Origin of the sequence: Phyllobacterium brassicacearum (assembly GCF_003010955.1) — a bacterium.
Classification (GTDB): domain Bacteria; phylum Pseudomonadota; class Alphaproteobacteria; order Rhizobiales; family Rhizobiaceae; genus Phyllobacterium; species Phyllobacterium brassicacearum.
Window position 1 is genome coordinate 139,624 of record NZ_PGGO01000002.1, and the last position, 18,609, is coordinate 158,232.

Annotated in this window: 18 protein-coding genes and 1 pseudogene; 4 read left to right on the forward strand and 15 right to left on the reverse strand. The window is 55.7% G+C overall.

Annotated features, from left to right (window positions below):
• Complete coding sequence (locus CU102_RS03530; protein WP_106709591.1) at positions 1-1,437, reverse strand: DUF6880 family protein; 1,437 nt, start codon at positions 1,435-1,437, stop codon at positions 1-3.
• Between the two features lie 352 nt (positions 1,438-1,789).
• On the opposite strand from CU102_RS03530, the gene CU102_RS03535 reads away from it, so the two are divergent.
• Positions 1,790-2,407 (forward strand): Type 1 glutamine amidotransferase-like domain-containing protein, encoded by a 618-nt coding sequence (locus CU102_RS03535; protein WP_106709592.1) that lies wholly within the window; start codon positions 1,790-1,792, stop codon positions 2,405-2,407.
• A gap of 6 nt (positions 2,408-2,413) precedes the next feature.
• On the opposite strand, the gene CU102_RS03540 is transcribed toward CU102_RS03535, so the two are convergent.
• Together CU102_RS03540 and CU102_RS03545 are read right to left on the reverse strand one after the other, a co-directional pair.
• The gene (locus CU102_RS03540; protein WP_133624456.1) at positions 2,414-2,719 is read right to left on the reverse strand and encodes a hypothetical protein; all 306 of its coding nucleotides are present in this window, start codon (positions 2,717-2,719) and stop codon (positions 2,414-2,416) included.
• A complete protein-coding gene (locus CU102_RS03545) occupies positions 2,691-2,918 on the reverse strand; it encodes a hypothetical protein (protein ID WP_106709936.1) in 228 nt (75 codons plus the stop codon). Before CU102_RS03545 ends, CU102_RS03540 begins: the two co-directional genes overlap by 29 nt.
• Positions 2,919-3,306: 388 nt before the next feature.
• On the opposite strand from CU102_RS03545, the gene CU102_RS03550 reads away from it, so the two are divergent.
• Positions 3,307-3,687, forward strand: a complete 381-nt coding sequence (locus tag CU102_RS03550) for a hypothetical protein (RefSeq protein WP_106709594.1) — start codon at positions 3,307-3,309, stop codon at positions 3,685-3,687.
• Positions 3,688-4,219: 532 nt separating this feature from the next.
• On the opposite strand, the gene CU102_RS03555 is transcribed toward CU102_RS03550, so the two are convergent.
• Together CU102_RS03555 and CU102_RS29660 are read right to left on the reverse strand one after the other, a co-directional pair.
• Positions 4,220-4,543 carry a DUF736 family protein gene (locus tag CU102_RS03555; RefSeq protein WP_106709937.1) on the reverse strand — a complete coding sequence of 108 codons (324 nt, stop codon included), beginning with the start codon at positions 4,541-4,543 and terminating at the stop codon, positions 4,220-4,222.
• A gap of 848 nt (positions 4,544-5,391) precedes the next feature.
• On the reverse strand, positions 5,392-5,559 hold the full coding sequence (locus CU102_RS29660) for a hypothetical protein (protein WP_166648364.1): 168 nt from the start codon (positions 5,557-5,559) through the stop codon (positions 5,392-5,394).
• Between the two features lie 252 nt (positions 5,560-5,811).
• Here CU102_RS29660 and CU102_RS30235 point away from each other — a divergent pair.
• Positions 5,812-6,164 (forward strand): annotated as a pseudogene (locus CU102_RS30235) (transposase); the annotation flags it as partial.
• Positions 6,165-6,290: 126 nt separating this feature from the next.
• On the opposite strand, the gene CU102_RS03570 reads toward CU102_RS30235, so the two are convergent.
• Together CU102_RS03570 and CU102_RS03575 are read right to left on the reverse strand one after the other, a co-directional pair.
• The gene (locus CU102_RS03570) at positions 6,291-6,698 is read right to left on the reverse strand and encodes a cupin domain-containing protein (RefSeq protein WP_106709597.1); all 408 of its coding nucleotides are present in this window, start codon (positions 6,696-6,698) and stop codon (positions 6,291-6,293) included.
• A gap of 262 nt (positions 6,699-6,960) precedes the next feature.
• Positions 6,961-7,329 carry a hypothetical protein gene (locus CU102_RS03575; RefSeq protein ID WP_106709598.1) on the reverse strand — a complete coding sequence of 123 codons (369 nt, stop codon included), beginning with the start codon at positions 7,327-7,329 and terminating at the stop codon, positions 6,961-6,963.
• 787 nt (positions 7,330-8,116) lie between these two features.
• Here CU102_RS03575 and CU102_RS03580 point away from each other — a divergent pair.
• Positions 8,117-11,122 carry a LysM peptidoglycan-binding domain-containing protein gene (locus CU102_RS03580; RefSeq protein ID WP_245425155.1) on the forward strand — a complete coding sequence of 1,002 codons (3,006 nt, stop codon included), beginning with the start codon at positions 8,117-8,119 and terminating at the stop codon, positions 11,120-11,122.
• A gap of 51 nt (positions 11,123-11,173) precedes the next feature.
• On the opposite strand, the gene CU102_RS03585 is transcribed toward CU102_RS03580, so the two are convergent.
• The 8 genes from CU102_RS03585 to CU102_RS03620 all read right to left on the reverse strand — a co-directional run bounded on the left by CU102_RS03585 (position 11,174) and on the right by CU102_RS03620 (position 18,503).
• Positions 11,174-11,845, reverse strand: coding sequence for a L,D-transpeptidase (locus tag CU102_RS03585; RefSeq protein WP_106709600.1), 672 nt, complete (start codon positions 11,843-11,845; stop codon positions 11,174-11,176).
• Positions 11,846-11,895: 50 nt separating this feature from the next.
• Positions 11,896-12,936, reverse strand: a complete 1,041-nt coding sequence (locus tag CU102_RS03590) for an EscU/YscU/HrcU family type III secretion system export apparatus switch protein (RefSeq protein ID WP_106709601.1) — start codon at positions 12,934-12,936, stop codon at positions 11,896-11,898.
• A 16-nt stretch (positions 12,937-12,952) separates the two neighbouring features.
• Positions 12,953-13,744: a tetratricopeptide repeat protein gene (locus tag CU102_RS03595; RefSeq protein WP_245425157.1), complete on the reverse strand. Its 792-nt coding sequence runs from the start codon at positions 13,742-13,744 to the stop codon at positions 12,953-12,955.
• 64 nt (positions 13,745-13,808) lie between these two features.
• Positions 13,809-14,078: a hypothetical protein gene (locus CU102_RS30240; protein WP_245425159.1), complete on the reverse strand. Its 270-nt coding sequence runs from the start codon at positions 14,076-14,078 to the stop codon at positions 13,809-13,811.
• 166 nt (positions 14,079-14,244) lie between these two features.
• The gene (locus tag CU102_RS03605; RefSeq protein WP_106709603.1) at positions 14,245-15,552 is read right to left on the reverse strand and encodes a type II and III secretion system protein family protein; all 1,308 of its coding nucleotides are present in this window, start codon (positions 15,550-15,552) and stop codon (positions 14,245-14,247) included.
• Positions 15,553-15,649: 97 nt separating this feature from the next.
• A complete protein-coding gene (gene sctV / locus CU102_RS03610) occupies positions 15,650-17,794 on the reverse strand; it encodes a type III secretion system export apparatus subunit SctV (protein ID WP_106709604.1) in 2,145 nt (714 codons plus the stop codon).
• Positions 17,791-18,126 (reverse strand): type III secretion protein, encoded by a 336-nt coding sequence (locus CU102_RS03615; protein ID WP_106709605.1) that lies wholly within the window; start codon positions 18,124-18,126, stop codon positions 17,791-17,793. The genes sctV and CU102_RS03615 overlap by 4 nt, the downstream gene beginning before the upstream one ends.
• Positions 18,123-18,503 (reverse strand): hypothetical protein, encoded by a 381-nt coding sequence (locus CU102_RS03620; protein ID WP_106709606.1) that lies wholly within the window; start codon positions 18,501-18,503, stop codon positions 18,123-18,125. Before CU102_RS03620 ends, CU102_RS03615 begins: the two co-directional genes overlap by 4 nt.
• Positions 18,504-18,609: the final 106 nt, after the last annotated feature.

An 18,609-nucleotide genomic window follows, 5' to 3' on the forward strand; every position in this document is an offset into this window, starting at 1 on the left:
TTAAACCGCAAGCTTCCAAAATCCGATCTTGCTCCCGTGCCTGGACCTAAGGTCCGCGAGATAGTCTTCATGCGAATTGATGGGATTGCTATCTTTGAGCTCCGCTGAGAGCCGCTTGGCCTCAGCTAAATGACGAGCCGCGTGCCTGTATCGGGTGGTCCGTGCGCGGTCGAGCGCGAAGTCGATCATTGCGCGCAGCATGATGATTGATGCCAGGGGGTGTTTATCCCGCAGCGATTCGGCTGCGGATGTCAGGAATTCATAACGGTCGCCATCAAGTTCTGCCGCTCGCGAAATCGCAATCTTTGCCGCGTCATGCAGTGCTGGCCATGACAACAGGAATGCCAAGGCATCGTGGACATCCGCGTAGCGCCCCGCGAAAGCAAGCGCCTTCTCCTCCGCCTCCATGTCATCAAAGTCTGGCAGGCGTTTCAGATATGCGCGCAGATGATCAGCATGCAGCGTTCGTTCAAAAGACTGCCACCGAAATTCCTGGGCCTCATCTTTGCGTCCCAGCGCTTCCAATACTTCCGTATAGACGGCTTCCCATTCGAAAGGGACTGCGTCGCTGTCTGTGAGGTCGGCCCTGTTAATCGCGTCGAGCGCTTCGTCCGGTCGCCCGGCGGCCATCAACCTGCGAGCAATCTTGGCGGCGGTCGCTGGCTTTGATCTGGTTTGCTCATCCTGCAATGCGATGAATGCGTCTACATCTCCTTGAGTATCGGCGATCTGTTCCAGAGCCGTTCGTATGGTTCGATCTCGTTTTCGGAGATTGAGGATATCCTCGTAGGAGGCCCTTCGATCGATATGGCCGGCGACGGCCCGGTCAGGTCCTGGCAGATGGCCCTCGGCCTGTATTGACCATTCCACAAATAGCATTTTCAAGTGGTCGAGACCGTCCACGCCGAGGGCAGGCGCTAACACATCTATGAGAGTGTCGTACTGGCCATAATCGTTGTGCTGCAAGGCACTGAAGGCGCGGTCCGCAAGCAAACGTCGATCCGGTCCCGCCATCTTTGCAATCATGCCCAGATCCACACAAGCGAGACGGAAAATCGCCATGATCGTCCCATTGCTGTCGGCGCAACGGCCAAAGACAGACTGAGCCACCCCCATAAAACGCCACATCACCTCCAGCGCTTCATCTGCGTCGCTTCCGGCGATAGTTTCAGCGATGACACGACGTTGGGTGTCGAGGTCGCTTTTGAGCGCTTTAACGCGCCGCCAACCTATCTTCGCCTGTGACCGATCAATGAATGACAGACGCTTGGTCACTTCCCGAGCAACCTCTTCGCCGCTCTGCATTCCTGCGAGCTCTATTCGCAAACGTCGTTTGTTAGCCGCACTTCCCTTGCTGATATCAATCAGCAATGCGGCCAGTCTTTCAACGCCGAGCGCTTCGAGATTTTTTGCGTTTAATGTCGTCTTTGATGCCATGCCACCTGTTGTTCCTGCGTCCTTCGTCGTGGGGACCTTACAGACCGTCGACAGGTTCGGCCAACGATCGTCGCAAAATCGTTTAGATCAGGGATGCGAATGCTCGCACGGCGGCCATTGCCACGCTCTACCCGACTCCGCGAGCGCCCCGTCAAAGGTCCAACAGCGAACAAAGGATGCGATCTCGACTGAGGAGCCTGCGCCCCATGCTGGAGCCAACTAGTAATCCGAAATTTGGGTAAATCCACATATCAAACATAGTTCCTTTGCAGCGCTTTTTGCCTTCATACTCTTGTCGGCAAGGTCAGCAAGCGACTACGTTTACTTTCAGGTAGCAAAAATTTGAGAAACCATGACAAAACAAGAACTTCTTCTCGCCTCTGAACTCACGTCCGGTTTTTCGAAGATCCGTTCAATCCTCGCAGACAGACTTTACGGCACGAAACTCATGATCGTTCCAACAGCTGCATACGGCGAAGGATGGAAGCCAGACTACGAAAGTCATTACCGCCCGTTCGAGGAGATGGGTTTCGAGGTGATCGATTTCGACTTGGTCGGCAAGAGTCCGGATCAGGTCAGTGTGGCTCTCAATGAAGTCAGCGTCGTCTATGTAAGTGGAGGGAACACATTTTACCTTCTCGATCACATGCGCAGGAGCGGCTTTTATGATCTTGTGCGGACACGGATCAGCGATGGCATGATCTATATCGGCTCAAGTGCCGGATCCGTTGTTGCCACTCCGGACATCGGATACGCGGATGCGCTGGACGACAGATCAAAGGCGAGCGAAGTTAACGATGCCGGCCTCAACCTGGTGAATTTCGCTATCCTGCCTCACATGGACCATGCCGACTTTAGTACGCTTGTTCAAAAAACCTATGCAGCGTTTGACGGTAACGGAACGATGTGCCTCGGCCTCAACGATGATCAGGTCATCCACGTTTTGGCCGATTCGTTCAGAGTTGTTTGAGAATTCTCATACGCCGCCGAACCAGACACATTTTGTCAGTGCGGTATCGAGATCAGGGATAAACTTTCGCGCGCCGCCTTGAGGAATCCGGCTAAGCGCGACATTAATCTTCTGCTCGCTGCCGTCTGTTCGTTTTTTGGCTGGCAATTCCGTGCATGTATATCGGACCGAGATCGGACTGGGCACCAGCACGACCAGCTTCGCTTTGCTGAACCAATAAATCGCCTCGGCATTTGATGGCACCACACCACGTCCCTCGATGGCCAACAGTATGGTGGCACCGTCATTCAGCATAAAGAAGAAGCGCGGCACCAATCACAACGGCAATTACGGCAGGTAAGTTTTTCGACAATCCCAGAAACCGTAGACCCTGCTTGTCCGGTTCCAACGATGGTGCATTTTCGTTGTCAGCGGATTGAGGTGGCCGGCTCAACTTGCGATGACCGAGCGCCACCCAGGTGGAATACAGTACACCTGCTATTACGAGAATCGCACCAACGAGCTTTAACATCGCCTGGTTTGCCTCCTCCGTCACAAACATCGCTCAAGCATTTTCGTTCCATGCAGTGGGGAGAATTGGCCTCTCATGGCGTAGCGGAAATCGCAAGGCGCATCGGCGGCAAAGGAGGTCGAAACGATATTCATGGCTGAGATCGGCCTGAATTTTTGGAGATACCGTCGGCCCGTGTCCACAGCAGGGAGGCGCAGCAATATGTGCGAAGGACTTCCCATGTGACAAGCGGACGGTCAGGTTTTGTGGGCAATATCGCAACGGTGCCATTATTCATCCTGACATGAATGAGCCGACAGTCATGATAGTGTGAGCGCGCCTGCTGGTGTTAGCGAACCCGGTCTGGCAGCCCGCGATGCCGTGATAGGAGACCAGGGGAGAGTTCGCCATGTCCAGGATTAACCGCCGTGCCTTGCTTCTTAACTCTGGCAGCGCCGTCATCGCCTCGACGGTTGGGGCAACGGCTCTTGCTACAGACCCGCAAGGCCAGTACCGCGCATCGTCCCGTGATCTGCGGGCGCTGATCAAGGAGCACAAGGAAACATACGCGGCATTCTCCAGTGCAATCCACGCAATGGACGACAGTGACCGGGGCCACGACACCGCGGGCCGGGCGGAGGAAAGGGCGCTGTTGGCAGTATGCGCCTATCCTGCGATCAGCGAAGGTGATCGCAGGGCGAAGGCTCGATATCTTTTGAAGATTGAGGCGCGCGGCGAGCTCGACCTGGCCGAGCACATGCAGACTCTTCTTCGTTCGACGATGTGGTAAAGATAGCCTCGGCTTCCACAATCGCCGCTTGAGTCCAGGTAATTATCGCTACCGAAGTGAACATAATCCTCTGGTGGACAGGTGTCTTGATGTTGGGTAATTATGCCTATTACTCTGTCAGCGTTGCTTTGACGACGTAGAAAGTCGTCAAAGGGCGAACCCATTGACCAGAGGAAAATCAACCGTGTCCAGCACCGAAAGACTTACCGTTCTTGCAGGGCGTCATTGACCCTGGCGCAATGTTTGAACTGATCCTGGTTGGTTCTCAGTAGTCTCTTCTCGCGATAAAAAGGCAAGTGCCGCCAACAGCGCGAACATCGCAGCGAGTGTGGGTAGCACAATGGATTGCTGTGTCATCGACACCTCCCATCATCGATACAAAGAACTGATTTAGGGCACGATTTGTTCCGTACAATGTAAGCGCCAAGCTGAGGCCGTTCAGGGGGCGTAATTCCAAGGCCGGGGTGCAATGGCGCGGGAGCGCCAGCGTACGAAAAGAGCCCCCTTTCGAGGGCTCCTCCTGCTTCGGCCATCAGTCCCACGGGATGACCGCCATCAGGGTCGTGTCGTCCTGGCCGGGGTAACGCCCGAGATTGGCGTTCAGCTTGTCGTAGCCGGTGTCTACGGACAGGGTGTAGTAGGTCGTGCCCTTCGCGCTGGTCTTTTCCCAGATGCCGCCGATCTCGATCTTGCGGCCGCGCGGTGTCTTGGCGAAGAGCTTGAAGACCGGAGCCTTCGGGTTGTCGCTGTTCAGCTTCTCGCCGGTGATGTCGATGTCGAAAGCCACAGTGGCAATATTGCCGGAGATCGTGTTGTCTTCGTTGATCTGGATGAAGTTTACGAGGGTGTCGGTCATCGCGTTTGCTCCTTTGTTCGCGTTGTCGATGGACACGGTTAAGGACCGGCCATAGGCCGGGAAGCATCCGCAGGACCGCAACGCATGTGAAGGACAGCGGGATCCGAAGCGCAGCCATAGGCAAGCGGATAATTTTGGACCGCGAGGAATGGCCACAAGGACAGGGGAAAATCATTCGGACCCGCCGTTGCTTGCTGGACAGACGGTCTTGGTGCTCCATTGTCAAGACAACGCCGAACAGGAGCAAAAGCGCCATGATTTCGACTAGCCTCAGTTCATACAGATCAACGAAGACAATCCGATCGGCCAGGATGATGCCGCGTCGTTTTTGACACGGGCCTTCACCGGCGGCGCCAACGAATGACAATGACGGAGCTACAGACTTCACCAGAACCATCAAGCCCACGACATCGCAATGCTGCAGGCTCGGATACGTCGCGCAATCTAGACACCACCTCAGCAGACCTGCCACACCCTGTCCGTCAACACCGGCTTCGACCGGATGAACCGCTGACTATCCGGAAAGGCGCTTTTTTCCGCCCGAAAGGGCCGGAGCGAGTTCCGGCACGCATCGAGCGCGACCGGCGAGGTTGGAACGCGCTGTCATGGGGCGCCGCAGCGAAGTCACATTGACGCCAATCCGCCAATAACCGGCTTGTTTCGCCAGGTCGCCCTGGCGGTCCGCAAATTGCCTCGCGCTCGGCCCATCTTTGCGCTCAAAAGAAAGTTCGCACCTGGAATTGCACACATCACCCGCCTGGTAGGTTAAGCTTCGGCGACGCCAGCCACGTCTGATCATTTTGGCTGGCCTCTTTTGCCAAGCATCGTTTTGGCACTACGATCACCATTCAGGTTCGTTTCATTTCCCCATTTTCGTTTTTGCGCTGCTCTTTGATGTGCTGTCTAATTATCCTGTTCAGGTAATAATTTATGGAGCGGTCTTCAGCTGCGGCCAATTCTTGCAGTAAATCTCTGGTGACTGTTTCAACACGAATAGTCAAATTGGCGTATTCCATGGTGTGTGCCTCCTTGTGCAGTTGGGTGTAGCTAAGCCATAAGGATCAGGAAAAAAAGTCACGGCGCTGTCCCTGGTCAGGCAGTCGTTCCGATTGCAGCAACTTCTTTACTTTCCAGCAATTTTTGGCTCTTCTCTATTCGGCGTGTTGAGGTCAAGCGCTTTTGAGCTTTCCGTTCTGTCGGTGATTGATGTCTTTCGCGGATCCTTGTGACGGCCAGTGACGTCGCCGGGCTGCTGGCGCGAGGCCCATCTGAAACAGCAGATCGGTCGCGAGCTCGACCGCCTCGAGCTGCTGGTTGACCAGATCAAGTCGGTCGGGGCCGAATGCGACGCCATGCTTGCTACCGAGAAGGCCATCTCTCCTGTCCCGGCGATGCTGATTTGCGCGCTCAAAGGCATCGGGGCGGACCTTGCCACCGTCCTGTGGTCCGAAGGCCTGTCCCGCCACTATGACAACCGGCGCCAGCTTGCCGCCTATGCCGGCCTTGCGGCAACGCCCTGGAAGAGTGGAGCGATCGATCACGAGCAAGGGTGTCGAAGTTCGGCAATTCGAGGCTGCGACCGACGCTCGTTCAACTCGCTTGGCTATGGGTGCGCCATCGTTGCGGCCAGACATCCAAAAGCTCTGTGGATTGGGTATCAACTCGACCTGTATCCGAGAAAATTCTTCTGCATCAGAAACTTATGCAAAAGGTACCGGCCTCCGGCTGGTTCGGCCGACGCGACGCATCATCTGGTGATGACGTTATTTTCACCCCTTGGCGCCTGGTCAATAACAAGGATTTTCACCGGGTTCTTGCCGACATTCTTGCCCTTATGCCACTGAGACAGCGCCTCGACAAAGAAATCTCCTGCTTCGAGCGTAGTAATCTTGCCGGACTCGATATTGGTAACGGCAAGCGTACCAGACAGCATGTAAGCATAGCGCGGGAATGGGTGTTTGTGCACTTTCAACTCCGCACCGGGCGCAATTTCACAGACGCTTGCGGTAACCTCAGGGTTTTTCGGCATTTCGATCGGCTGCCCCGAGACAGTCCGGGTTGTTTTCATGAGCGGCGTTACTGTGACTGCTTGAGGCTCCTTTGCCGCTGCCGGCAATGTCATCAGAATGAATGATAGAATCCAGATCTTGTTCATGATTACTCGCTTTCGGTGTCGGGCAGCTCCACACGCGTCGCGTATCACGATGCGCCTGTCTGCTCGCCAGACGTAGTATCCGCAGCAACACGCACCACCTCGTTGTCGCGAGTCACATAGAGGCAACCTGGTCATGATAGCAATATTGAGATGGACGAGGGTAGATCATCCGGAAAGAGTAACTACGACGAAATGGCGCCGTAAGCGTCACGTCACGGCTGCCGGGTGCCCACGCGCTCCCAAAGGCAGCCACGATCAGAATCTATGTTTTGTCCGGATCATCGACATCAGCCCAGACTTCTTCATCATTGTCGTTGAGTTGAGTTGTGTCCTCGGGTGACGGTTCAGTCTCGCTCATCGATCGCAATTTATTTTCAGCCTCATTTTGCAGCTGCAGCCAGGTTCGGGCCAGGCTTTCCGCAACTTCCCGGTACTGCTCATCGACGTCCATCTGATCCATAGTTTGCAGAACGTCGTCAAAATCGCGAACGCCTTTCTCGATGACAGCATGCAAACGTTCCGCTTGCTCAAGGGTGAGACCCGGGCGCGCCAGTGCCCTTGGAACTTCCTGGACAAGACTCTGAATCAGATCGGCATGTCCCTTCAGCCGGGAGATCCATTCAGCTGCCATATGCCTGGTCCCTCAATGGACAGTCTTCGTTGGCATACTACTTCATGATAGCGGTTTTCTCCAAGGAGCCCTCGACGTATCTTCATTCGTTTTGAATTCGGACTGCGCGCGTCGCGTCAACCATCCGAAGCATGCGTTATCCAGTTGGTCGCATCGCCTCACAGTAAAGATGGCAACTGGTGCTGATTATACTATTGACTTGTGTGGTCGCCGCCCGGGATGCAACCACACAAGCCATCCAACGATTTTCGAAGCCAGGATCGCGCGGACATTAGCGACGGTTCAGCGCTGAGAAACCATGAGAACCTGTGGCACACGTTCGTTTGAAAATGCCGATAGCGCGCAATGTGGTTGATGCGCAAAATGCTGAATATTCACTATGCTGCGCGTATCAGCGACAACAAATCTCGCGAGCTCACATGACTAGCAAATTACTTCAACTTTTGAATCAAATACATAACTGGACTGAATCGAAAAGTGAGAAACGTCTCCAAACGGGCTTGTTCTGAGCTGATAGCTTAACCTGTAGAGATAAAACCCTAATACTGAGGCTTTTGTAGAGGAAAGCCCTGATTAATTCTTTGACCTCTTTTAATCACTCTACCCCTGGTTGCAAAATCGATTGCCAAGCCCCGGTTCGTTTCATAAATCTGTCACGCAATCTTCATGACAGATTATCAGAGGTGATCGTATGGGCATTCTCGATTTCAATCGTCGTTTATTCGCACCGCTTCAACGCAATTTGTTTCTGCCACAGGCCCCAAAGACGGACCTGTTTGCAAACGCCGTGCAAAAAGCCAAACAGCCATCGGTGCCCCAAGGCGACCCTGAAAAGGAGAAGGACGGCCGAATAGACCATACGATTCGAAAGAACGAGACGCTCAGTGGAATAGCGCCGCTCTACGAACAGACGGTCCCCGACATAATGCTGACTAATCCCTACATTCGCGATGCCGATGTGATTAACGAGGGCGACACGTTGCGGGTCCTCAACGAGGAACGGCGCACAAGCCTTGATACGATCAATCAGTTGCAAACGGATGTCGACAAGGCGGCGAGCCCGGGCGAGAAAGATGAAAAGACGAAGGCGCTGAAGCTTGCGGTCCACACTGATCTGGAATCCGCTGGCAAGAACCAGGCCTACACACCGGGCACGCTCAAAGTCTATCTCGATGAACGTCAGGCTGACCTTTTGGCGCTCGGACCACAGACGGAAGACTATAAGAACCTGGTGCTGGAGGAGCGGAAAAACGTTGAGACAAATCTCAATGCTGTTTTTGAGCCGATTAGCAACGCGATAACGGCCGCCCAACAAAATCCTGCTCGATGGGGCGAAGTGCAGGCCGAGCTGGTCCGGCAGTTTGAAACACTCGCCAAGGATGCTCCCGACGGCGGCGAGGCCGCTATCAACAGCGCCAGAGAAGTGTTGAAAACATATGGCCCGGCCGACAAAGGCTTCATTGACGCGCTCGACGCCAGTGGACGGGAAATACTGGTGAACAGACCCGCGCAACGTGTGCAGGATGCTTTCCGCGAAGGCAAAAACGACTTCAAGGGTCTTGACGGCGAGAACGAGGCGCAGTCCAGGAGAGAAGATGGCGCAAGCCGTGCCGCCAAAGTACTCAATGAAGTGACGAAGGGTGTTACCGACGAAACGGCCGTCCTGATTATCCAGCAGGCCAATCAGCCAACGGAGGCTTTTGGCGACAAGAACGTCAAGGTGCTCGATGTTATCCAGAAGACGATCGGCCAACGAACGGCGATCGAGTCCGGGGCGCTGCCCGACAGTCTGCTGGGCGGAAAGAATTCCAGCGCCTCGAAGGAAATCAACCTGTCGCTCATAATGACGCAACGCGACACGCTTGCCGATTATTCGGAGGTGCTCGGCCGGATTCCCAACGCTCCAGGTGGCCAGAAGATCATTGATGACAGCGCAAAATCGATCACCAGGGCGATCAAGGATACCACGGACAAGACGTTTGCAGATTGGGAAAACAGGCTCCCGGAAGAAGCGAGGAAGTTTTCGCTCGAAGACAAGAAGAAGATCGGCAAGGAAATGGGCATTCCCTATCCAGAGATCAAACCTGCGAATCCCGAGGCTGCAGGGGATCCATTCCGCCGCGCCATTGCAGGCGGCAATGACCCGACCCTGACGCTCGCAGTGGTCAAAGAGCTCAACAAATCCGGAAATACCTCCGGCGCGAATGCTATCTTCGATGCAGCAATCAAGGGCACGGACGACCTGACGAAGAACAGCCAGAATATCGTTGGTGAGTTTGCCAAGGACCACCTTGTTGTGGCCAATGACTGGAAGTCATCCTTGTCTGCAAAACAGCTGACCGATGGCCTCAATGATTCGATTGCCGGCAACAAGGGCAGCAAAGACAAGATGGACGAGCAGGGTGCCAGGATTTTCCGCACCTTGAGTGTTCTGCATGGAGCAGAGAGCGATCTGAAAGACTTGAAGGGGCTCGATGGTTTTGATCGCTACAAGGCCGCTACCGACGGCCTGGAGAAGGACGAAAAAAGTCAGTTTGCTGTGAGCAACAGTGAGCAGGCCTGGACAGAAATGGGCAAGGCCTATGTGGAAGCCACCGCAAAACCGTCAACCGAACCGGTGCCGGCTGTACCTACACTGTACTGGTCGGGCCGTGCCGTAATCGGGATGCACAGAACCGTGGCGGCCTATGAAGCTCTTGGTGGAAACAAGTCCTACAAGCCCCCCACACCGGGCAGCATCGATACCGCATCCCGCATGAGCCCCGGGCAGTTTGACCCGAAGCTCGCACAAAGTTCATCCGTTCTTCTCAACGGACCGAATGCCGCAACCGATCCTAAGGCACGCAAAGCTGCCATTGAAAGTCTCAGCAAGGCTTTTGATGGATCAAAGTTCGACCCGCGTGCCGGAATAACGACGGCGTCCGGATTTGGTAAAGGATTGGCCGCGGTTCAGGGCCTGCTTTATCTGGGAAGCGCAAAGGATAATTTCGCCACGCCCGGCCTTCTCACGCAATCGTTCGGTGTTTGGCTTACGGCCGGGATCGCGCAAGAAGCGGCCCAACTGACTGCCGGTGGCGTGCGCTCGCTCATTGAACATGGCAAGGTGGCGGAAGGCGGTTTCCTGGACAGGACCACGCGTTTTGCCGAGGTCAGCGGCACGTCGAAATGGGGATGGTTCTCCAAGTATTTCGACCGCGCCGGGGGAGCTTTGATGGTCGCCTATACGCTCGACTATGCGGCGAAAGGCAAATGGGCAAACTCGGCCTTCGCAGCCACGACCACTGTTGGAACGTTCCTGTCTCTGATGAAATCCCCAAAGGCGGGCTTGTGGGGCGCTGGCCTTGCTGCCGTCGGCATCATCGGTGAGGCGATCTACAATCAGTATCGCAGGACACAGATCGCAAACTATTACGAGGGGCCGACCGAGAAATTCCTCGTGCAGGCGGGGTTCGACCAGGAGGCGGCCAGGATCCTTTCAAATCACGACGGTGACGGCAACAGCGTCGGCTCCATCGTCGAACCCCTTGCAAAGGAATTGGGCATGACCCCGCAGGCTCTAACCGAGTCGCTGCGAAAGACCGAAGACATGGCCAAGCTACGTGAATTCGTGCGGGGCGTACACGAAACCAAGCCGGACGAACATGGCAAATACCCTATGACAGCGCCCAAACGCCTCGAACCACTAGAGATGCCGGATGGTGGAACAATCTCTCGTGATCCATCGATGGGGCGGCCGCGCACGATCCCGGAATTGGCCGAATGGACGAGGCAGAATCTCATTTTGACGAGCTGATGAGAGAAGGCCGGCAGGTCAACGATACCCCTGCCGGCACATCGATAACAGTCAAAGCACGACGACTTTGGTTCCAACCTTCACGCGGCGGGAAAGGTCAACGACGTCGTCGTTGGTCATTCGAAAACATCCCGATGATGATGATTGGCCAACGCTCCCGGGCTCGTTGGAGCCGTGAATGCGATAAAGCGTATTCCCCAGATACAGAGCCCTTGCCCCAAGGGGATTGTCCGGCCCGCCGGCCATGTGTGCGGGAAGATCCGGGCGGCGGGCGAGCATGTCCGCCGGGGGCCGCCATTCCGGCCACTCGCGCTTGCTTGAGATACGTTCAGTGCCGCGCCAGCCATAGCCTTCCCGCCCCACACCAATGGAATAGCGTAGCGCGCGCCCGTTTGGCTGCACCAGGTAGAGCGCGCGGTCCTGGGTCTCGATGATGATGGTTCCCGGCTTCTCATGGGTCGCGTAGGCAACCATCTGACGCGCAATGGCGGTGTGGATGGAGCTCGCCGACGCACTGGCGCTGCGTGAATGGCGAGGAGGATAGCTCTCCGACCCCATGAGAAAGTCGATGTAGCCGGGCTGTAGCCAGACTTTCCTGTTCTTCTTGTCCAGCACGGGCGGAGACGGCTCTCTGGTTTGTGCCAATGCACCGATTGAAACGGGAAAAAGACCAACTGCGAACAATACCGCAAATACTCTGGTGCCGGATTTCAGGACGGCCATTGGACGATTCCTCTGTCTTGAGATTCGTTGCAGCGATGGGATAGCAACATTCAGATCAGCCCCGCTGCGACGAGTGCATTTGCAACCGGTTGGAACGCTCGTTCCGGGACCGGATCACCAATTGCCGCCGTGTTGGCTATCTGACGTGCAAGGTCTCCGTCCGTTGACAGAGGAATGCCCAATTGTCCGGCCTGACCATGCATCTGCATCGTAACGGGGCCGGACGCGCGGCAGACAATGACAGGTACAGGGGTCTCGCCGCGAACGTAGCGAATTCCGACAAGAACTGTCCCGGGTTCACCTATGAGGAGGACGGCGCTCCGCAGGCCCAGCTTCGTTCCCGCGACACTGCGGCGTAGTCGCTGGCGTTCCTGACGGATGAGTGGATCACCCTCCATGTCCTTCTGTTCGCGTTTGCTTTCAGTCTTCGTCATGCGCATTTCACGCAGAAATAACCAGCGCTGAAGAAAGATGTCGCAAAATCCGATGATCAGAAATGCTGCTACGGCAATTGCCGCCAGCGGCCTGATCATGGCAATGAAAGTCGCTTGCAGGCATGCACCTCCACACGCCAGGGATTGAAAAAGCACCCCTAAACCAGCCTGGAACACCACAACAAACGCCGTCGTCACCGCAGTGATCTTGAATATTGCCTTGGCAAACTCCACGACACTTTTGAGCGAAAATATCCGTTTCAGACCGGTTGCAGGATTGATCCGGTCAAAGTCTGGCTCGATGGGTTTGGCGGAGAAAACAAATCCCCGGGTGACGGCCACGTTCGTAATGAGAATGGCAAGGACCGTAATGAGCAGAATTGGCAAGGTCGCCGTGAGCAGGGCTTGTACCGCAATCGTGCTCAGACGATGCCATACGTCGGCAAAAGGCCGGTCATGGATATGGGATGCCTCTTCAACCAGGGCGCCAATCTTTGCTCGCAGGACCGGAGCTATATAAATCAGAAAAATCGTGCAGGACAGCATGATCACGCCCGAAACCATATCGGGACTATGAAGCACCTGGCCCTTTTTTCTCGCGTCCTCGATCTTCTTGTCCGAAGCGGGAAGCGTTTTTTCTTCGCTTGTCTGACTCACATTTCAAACCTTGACATCAAGTCGACGCAAGCAGTCCGATTGCCTGCGCTCGTTCCGCCGGACTTTGAATTGAACGCAATTTTGCGGCCTTCGCCAATATCTGGTTCTTCTGGTTTGCCGGCATGTCCGGAATGTCGATCGCACGCGCACGCGCCGTATCTCCAGACAGGCTCAGGATGATCATGTAGTTGACGAAGTGGCGCTTTTCCGCCAGTGGCGATGCCACCACACTGTCCATGCCGATCGATGCGTCCGGAAGCTTGTTCGACAACGCCTGGGCGAGCGCGAGGTTGGTCTTTGTGTCGAGATTGGAAGGCTGAAGGGCCAAGGCTTTTGTGAACGCTCCTTCAGCCGCCGCGCCGTCACCAGCGAGGACCAGCGCAGTTCCGAGTTTGTTGTAGGCGGATACGGAATTTACGGCTTGCGCCGCCGGAGCAAGCGTCTTTGCCGCCCCGATGGCGTCGCCGTGCTGCAACTGTATTGTTCCAAGCCCGAGCAGCGCATCCGCGTCTTGCGGATTGATCTGCAACGCCGTCCGGTAAGCTTTTTCGGCGCCCTCCGGGTCGCCATCCTTCAGGCGGGCATTGCCAAGTTTGACATGTGTCGTCGAATCATTCGTCGACATCTCCGCCGCGCGCTCATAGAGCGCAAGAGCTGTACCGGTCTCACCCTTCGCATCGATATCGCGGGCGATATTCAACAATCTGGATTGCTCGCTTACAGGCTTGCCAGCGGAACTTTCCGGATCGCTGGCAGAAACGCAGCCGGAGACCAGTCCCGCTCCAACGAGTACTGCAAGAATAGCCATGGTCCGCGAACAACTCAACACCATGTGAACACATCCCTGTACCGATCGATCATGCTGATTGTCCCTATTGTGTTGGTTGACTGTAATCGTCTACGCGTCGGCGCTGACGGCGATCCTCGGGAGCAACTCCGTCGATGTAATTCTGCGCCGCCCTCGCAACGGGTGCAGCCATCGCCGGACCCATTTCCCGCCCCTGCATCAGGTCCTGCTTCCTGGCGGCCATATGCTGCAGGTTGAGGTTGTTCGAGCATCCCGACGGCAGATAGACGGGGTCATCGGCGGTATCGGGCGTAATACACGCATCGGGGACAAGGACGGTCTGCGGTGACGCCATTTGGTCGTACCCCTTCCTGACCACTCCAGGTCTGGCGTCCTTCATTCTGAGATAGCTGTAATTCGGCGAGTAGGGCTGCGGTTGATTGCCGATGCATCCGGTGAGAATACAAAAGCAACCGAGAAGAGCTGCGAGACGAATGGCCGTCGGCCGGGTGCATCGGCGATCATTCAACATAGAAGCCATATCCCTTGTTGGCGTTCTTCCTGGTTTTTTTGCGCGGTCCCGATATTGTGCCGGTGGGGCTGTCCAGCGGTGTTTTGAGGTTTCGCGATGATGTCGGCGTTACCAGGTAGGGTGTAATCAGGATGACCAGTTCCGTCTCGTTGCGCTGAAACCGCTTGGACTTGAACAGTTCGCCAAGTATCGGCACGTCGCCTATGACCGGCGTTTTGTCGATCGATCGCGTGTCCTGCCTTTGGAAAAGGCCGGCGATAGCGAAGGTCTGTCCGCTTCCCACTTCAACAGTGGTATCGGCACGCCTCACACGCAGAGATGGGACAACCAGTCCGTTGATGGATACGACGCTGTCCTGGGAAACATTGCTGACCTCTGGCCGCACCTGCAAGGCGATGCGATCGTTCGGCAGGAGCGTGGGCGTGAACTGCAGCGACACACCAAACTGCTTGTACTCAATGCCGATCTGGTCATTGCCAACCGGGACCGGGACAGGAATTTCACCACCCGCCAGAAAGCTGGCGGTTTGTCCGGTGACGGCTGTGATGTTCGGCTCGGCGAGGATTGTCAGAACACCGTTCGATTGCAGGGCATCGAGCAGCACATTTACGTTCACATTGCTGCCTGAGACACCGATGGCTGTACCGCCCCCCTCGCCGCTTGTATTGCCGGTCCTCACAATGCCAAAGGAGAATGAGCCGCTGTTGACGAACGCGCTCCAGTCGAGGCCATAGCGAGAGAGCTCGTTGCGCGCAACTTCTGCAAACCGCACCCGGATATTGACCTGATTTGGTCCTGAAATCGTGGTGTTGTTCAGAGCAGGTTTATCGGGTTTCGAATAGCTTTGCAGTACATTGTCGGTATCCACCGCCTCGCCCACGCTCTTCGTCTGACCTGTACCGACAAACTGCTCGCCGAACAGGGTGATATCGACCGTCGTCGTGGGCTGCAGGGCACGGGCGGATTGCTGGGCGTCTCTCGGATTGCCGACAACCCGAATTTGAACCGTCCCGCGCGTGCTTTGATCGGGACTGAGGGCAATGAGATTGGTATTGCCGATCTTGGTGGCGTAGATGTAAACCGCGCCTGGCGACACGACACGCACATCGGCGATGGACGTGTCGGCGAGAAACACCGATTCAACAGGCTGGTCGAAACGCAATATCTGCCCTTGCCCCATCGTCAGTTTGAGCACCTGGCCTGCAGCTGCATCGACTTTCACCTGGGCGGACGCCGCAGGCAGTTGTGCGACGATGGCCAGCAGCAAGGCAATAATAAATCCGGCCGTATGTTGCATCCCGGATGTGAACGCCCTTCGAAGGAAGGAAGGCCTCAACATAGGCTCATTGGCCACCACGTCTTGATGTCGCCGATTACGGGGTACGATCGAGAACTTATTCACTTGTTCCACTCATTTCGATCTGCCGAGTTTCCCTTGAGGCTGGAAGCGATACATAGCCGAGGGAATGCACACTGAACTCTGGCGAGATTTCCTGGTACGACAGCACTGGCAGGTTGATATCGTTCCTGATCAACAGGTTTCTGATGGGCCGTCGGATATCCATTGCCGTCAGCACGGTCCGGATGATCTCAGCATCATTGCCATTGAACTTGTTCTTGAACTGCTCGACGATTGGCCTTGCGATTTCCTCCGGAATATTGCCTGCCGATACACCTGATCCCTGTTGGACGCTGGCGCGCACTGCATTCTCGGTCTCTCTTGTCAGAAGATAGGCGGAAACAACCCTGTTCATTTCTGAATGGCGGTGGCAGATCTGCCGTCCCAATCCAATGCGCGCGTATTCGGACAGTGCATGGGGGCTTTGTATCTGGGCTCCCCATTCAACGATCGCCTGGAGGATGACCCGCAAATTGTTGATCGGAACGTCTTCCTCGACGAGCCGGCGAAGAACGTCCGAAATTTTCTGCAGGGAGGATCCAGCGACAGCTTCTTTTACCAGATCGCCATAATCCTCCTCAACCTGCGACAGAAGGAACCGTGTCTCCTGTACATCGATGAAATCAGAAGCGTATCTGCGCACGACACGCGCCAGCACTTCCATCAGCACCGCGATCGGTTCGTGGAACGTCATTCCGGCATCATCCAGCGTCTGCCTGTGACTGTCTTCAACCCACACGGAATCGCGACTCCCGATCAGTGCGGGGCGAACCTTATAGGGAACCGACATGAGGTCGAGGTGAACCGGCTCGTCAGTTGCCAGCAAATGATCGACGACGATCATCCCGTCCGTGACGGGCACACCCTCAAGATCGACGCGGAACTGTTCCGGGTCCAGTATCGCGTCAGATCGAATGGCAATCTGGGGTATGCGAACGCCAATGTCTGCAAAAACATCGCTTCGGACCTTCTCTATATTTCGCTGCAGCGCCGGCACCGATATGGTTTCGGCCATGCCCGGGCCAAGACAGATTACCAGACGTTGCGAAGCGGACAACAAACCGGATGCGTTGTTTGCCGGCCCCTGGCCTGGACTGGTGATGTTTCCTATCTGCATAACCGTGTCGTCGGCGTTGTTTGCGCTGTCCACAGGCGGGGCAGCGGAACGCTTTCGAACAAGGCGAGCAAGACCGGCCGCCATCGCCGCCAACGTCCAGAAAACCAATGTTGGAAAACCGGGAACAATACCGAATCCAAACAGGATAACCGCAGCCAGCGCCAATGCACGATGGTTGGCTCCAAGCTGCCCGACGATCTCCGTTCCGAGATCTTCATTCCGGTCCGATGTCACGCGCGTTACAACCGTCCCGGCCGCCACCGCCATCATGAGTGCCGGAATCTGGGAGATCAGACCATCGCCAACCGTCAACAGCGAATAGGTGTGTGCCGCCTCGCTGAACGGCATCCCGTGCTGTAACGATCCGATCGCGAGTCCCCCGATGAGATTGATCGCGATAATGATCAACCCGGCAACTGCGTCACCTTTGACGAATTTCATGGCGCCATCCATGGCTCCATAAAACTGGCTTTCGCGTTCCAGACCTTGACGTCTGCGCCTTGCTTCAGCCTGGTCGATATCGCCGCTACGCGCCTCGTTGTCTATGCTCATCTGTTTGCCGGGCATGGCGTCCAGCGCAAACCGTGCTCCAACTTCGGCGACGCGCTCCGCTCCCTTGGTAATAACGACAAACTGCGCAATGGTGATAATCAGGAACACCACCAGACCGACAACCACTTCGCCTCCAATGACAAAATCGCCGAAGGCTGAAACAATCTGTCCGGCATCGGCCTGCAGCAGGATTAGCCGGGTGGTTGTGATGGACAGGGAGAGACGAAACAGCGTCCCAAGCAGTATAACCGAGGGCAATGCGGAAAACTGCACTGGCCGGGAAATATAGAACGCCACAACGAAGATCAGCAGGCTGAATGCGATGTTCATCCCGATCAGCATATCGACAAGAATTGTCGGCATGGGGATGATCATCATGACGATCGCAAGTAACATGAATGCGGCGACGACAATGTCAGATCGTTTTGATGCAGCGCGGGCAAAACGGTTGAGCGAGGCAAGTAGCGTCATGAGGGCAACCTTTCCCTCATATAATCGCGGAACGTTTTTCTTGCTTGCTCGTGTTCACCCTTCAACCACTGGGCCCGAGCCTTGAGCAAGGTCAGGCCAGGCGATGTTCTGCCTTCGATATCTTCAATTCTGTCTATGGCTGTCAGAGCACGGGCGGCGGATTCAGTTTCGACAAAGACCTCGGCCAACGAACGAAGGACTGCCGTCTCGTGCGGTGCGATCCTGGCAGCAAGCAGGAGAAATACCAGGCCGCGCTCCGGTTGGCCGGCCCGGCAATAAAGATAGCCCAGCCCATGAAGAAACTCTACGCTGTCCCGGCGTTGCTCCGTCACTGGGTCTGTACCTGACTCAACCGGTTTTGCAGCTCGCGCCGATTGTCGATCTCCTCGCTCAGCATCGTGGCCGTGATCGATGCAATCTCCTTGTCAATATCCAGTTCCGGCAAGAGATCATTGATGAGATAGTTGAGTATCTCTTGTGAGCGCGACAGGTCGAACAGGCCCGGATTGGCGAGTTTTGGCTTTCTTGGCCGCCCAATCTGACCAATGAATGTTTCCTTTGTGCGCCTAGCAGCCTGTTCCGAGCGCGCGATCGATGCGTCAAACGCCTTTGCCTGAACTTGCTCGACCTTCGTGGCATCGGACCGCGCAGAGACTGAGCCGGCCTGCGCGCGAATTCGATCTTCTTGCCGACGAATGTCGAGTGCCATTCATATCCCCCGTTACTGCGCAGTCCGCGCCACCCATGTGGACCAGTTGCGGAATGCAGTAACATCTGAAACGACGCTTCGGCCCCTCCAATCGGTTCCGACCTGA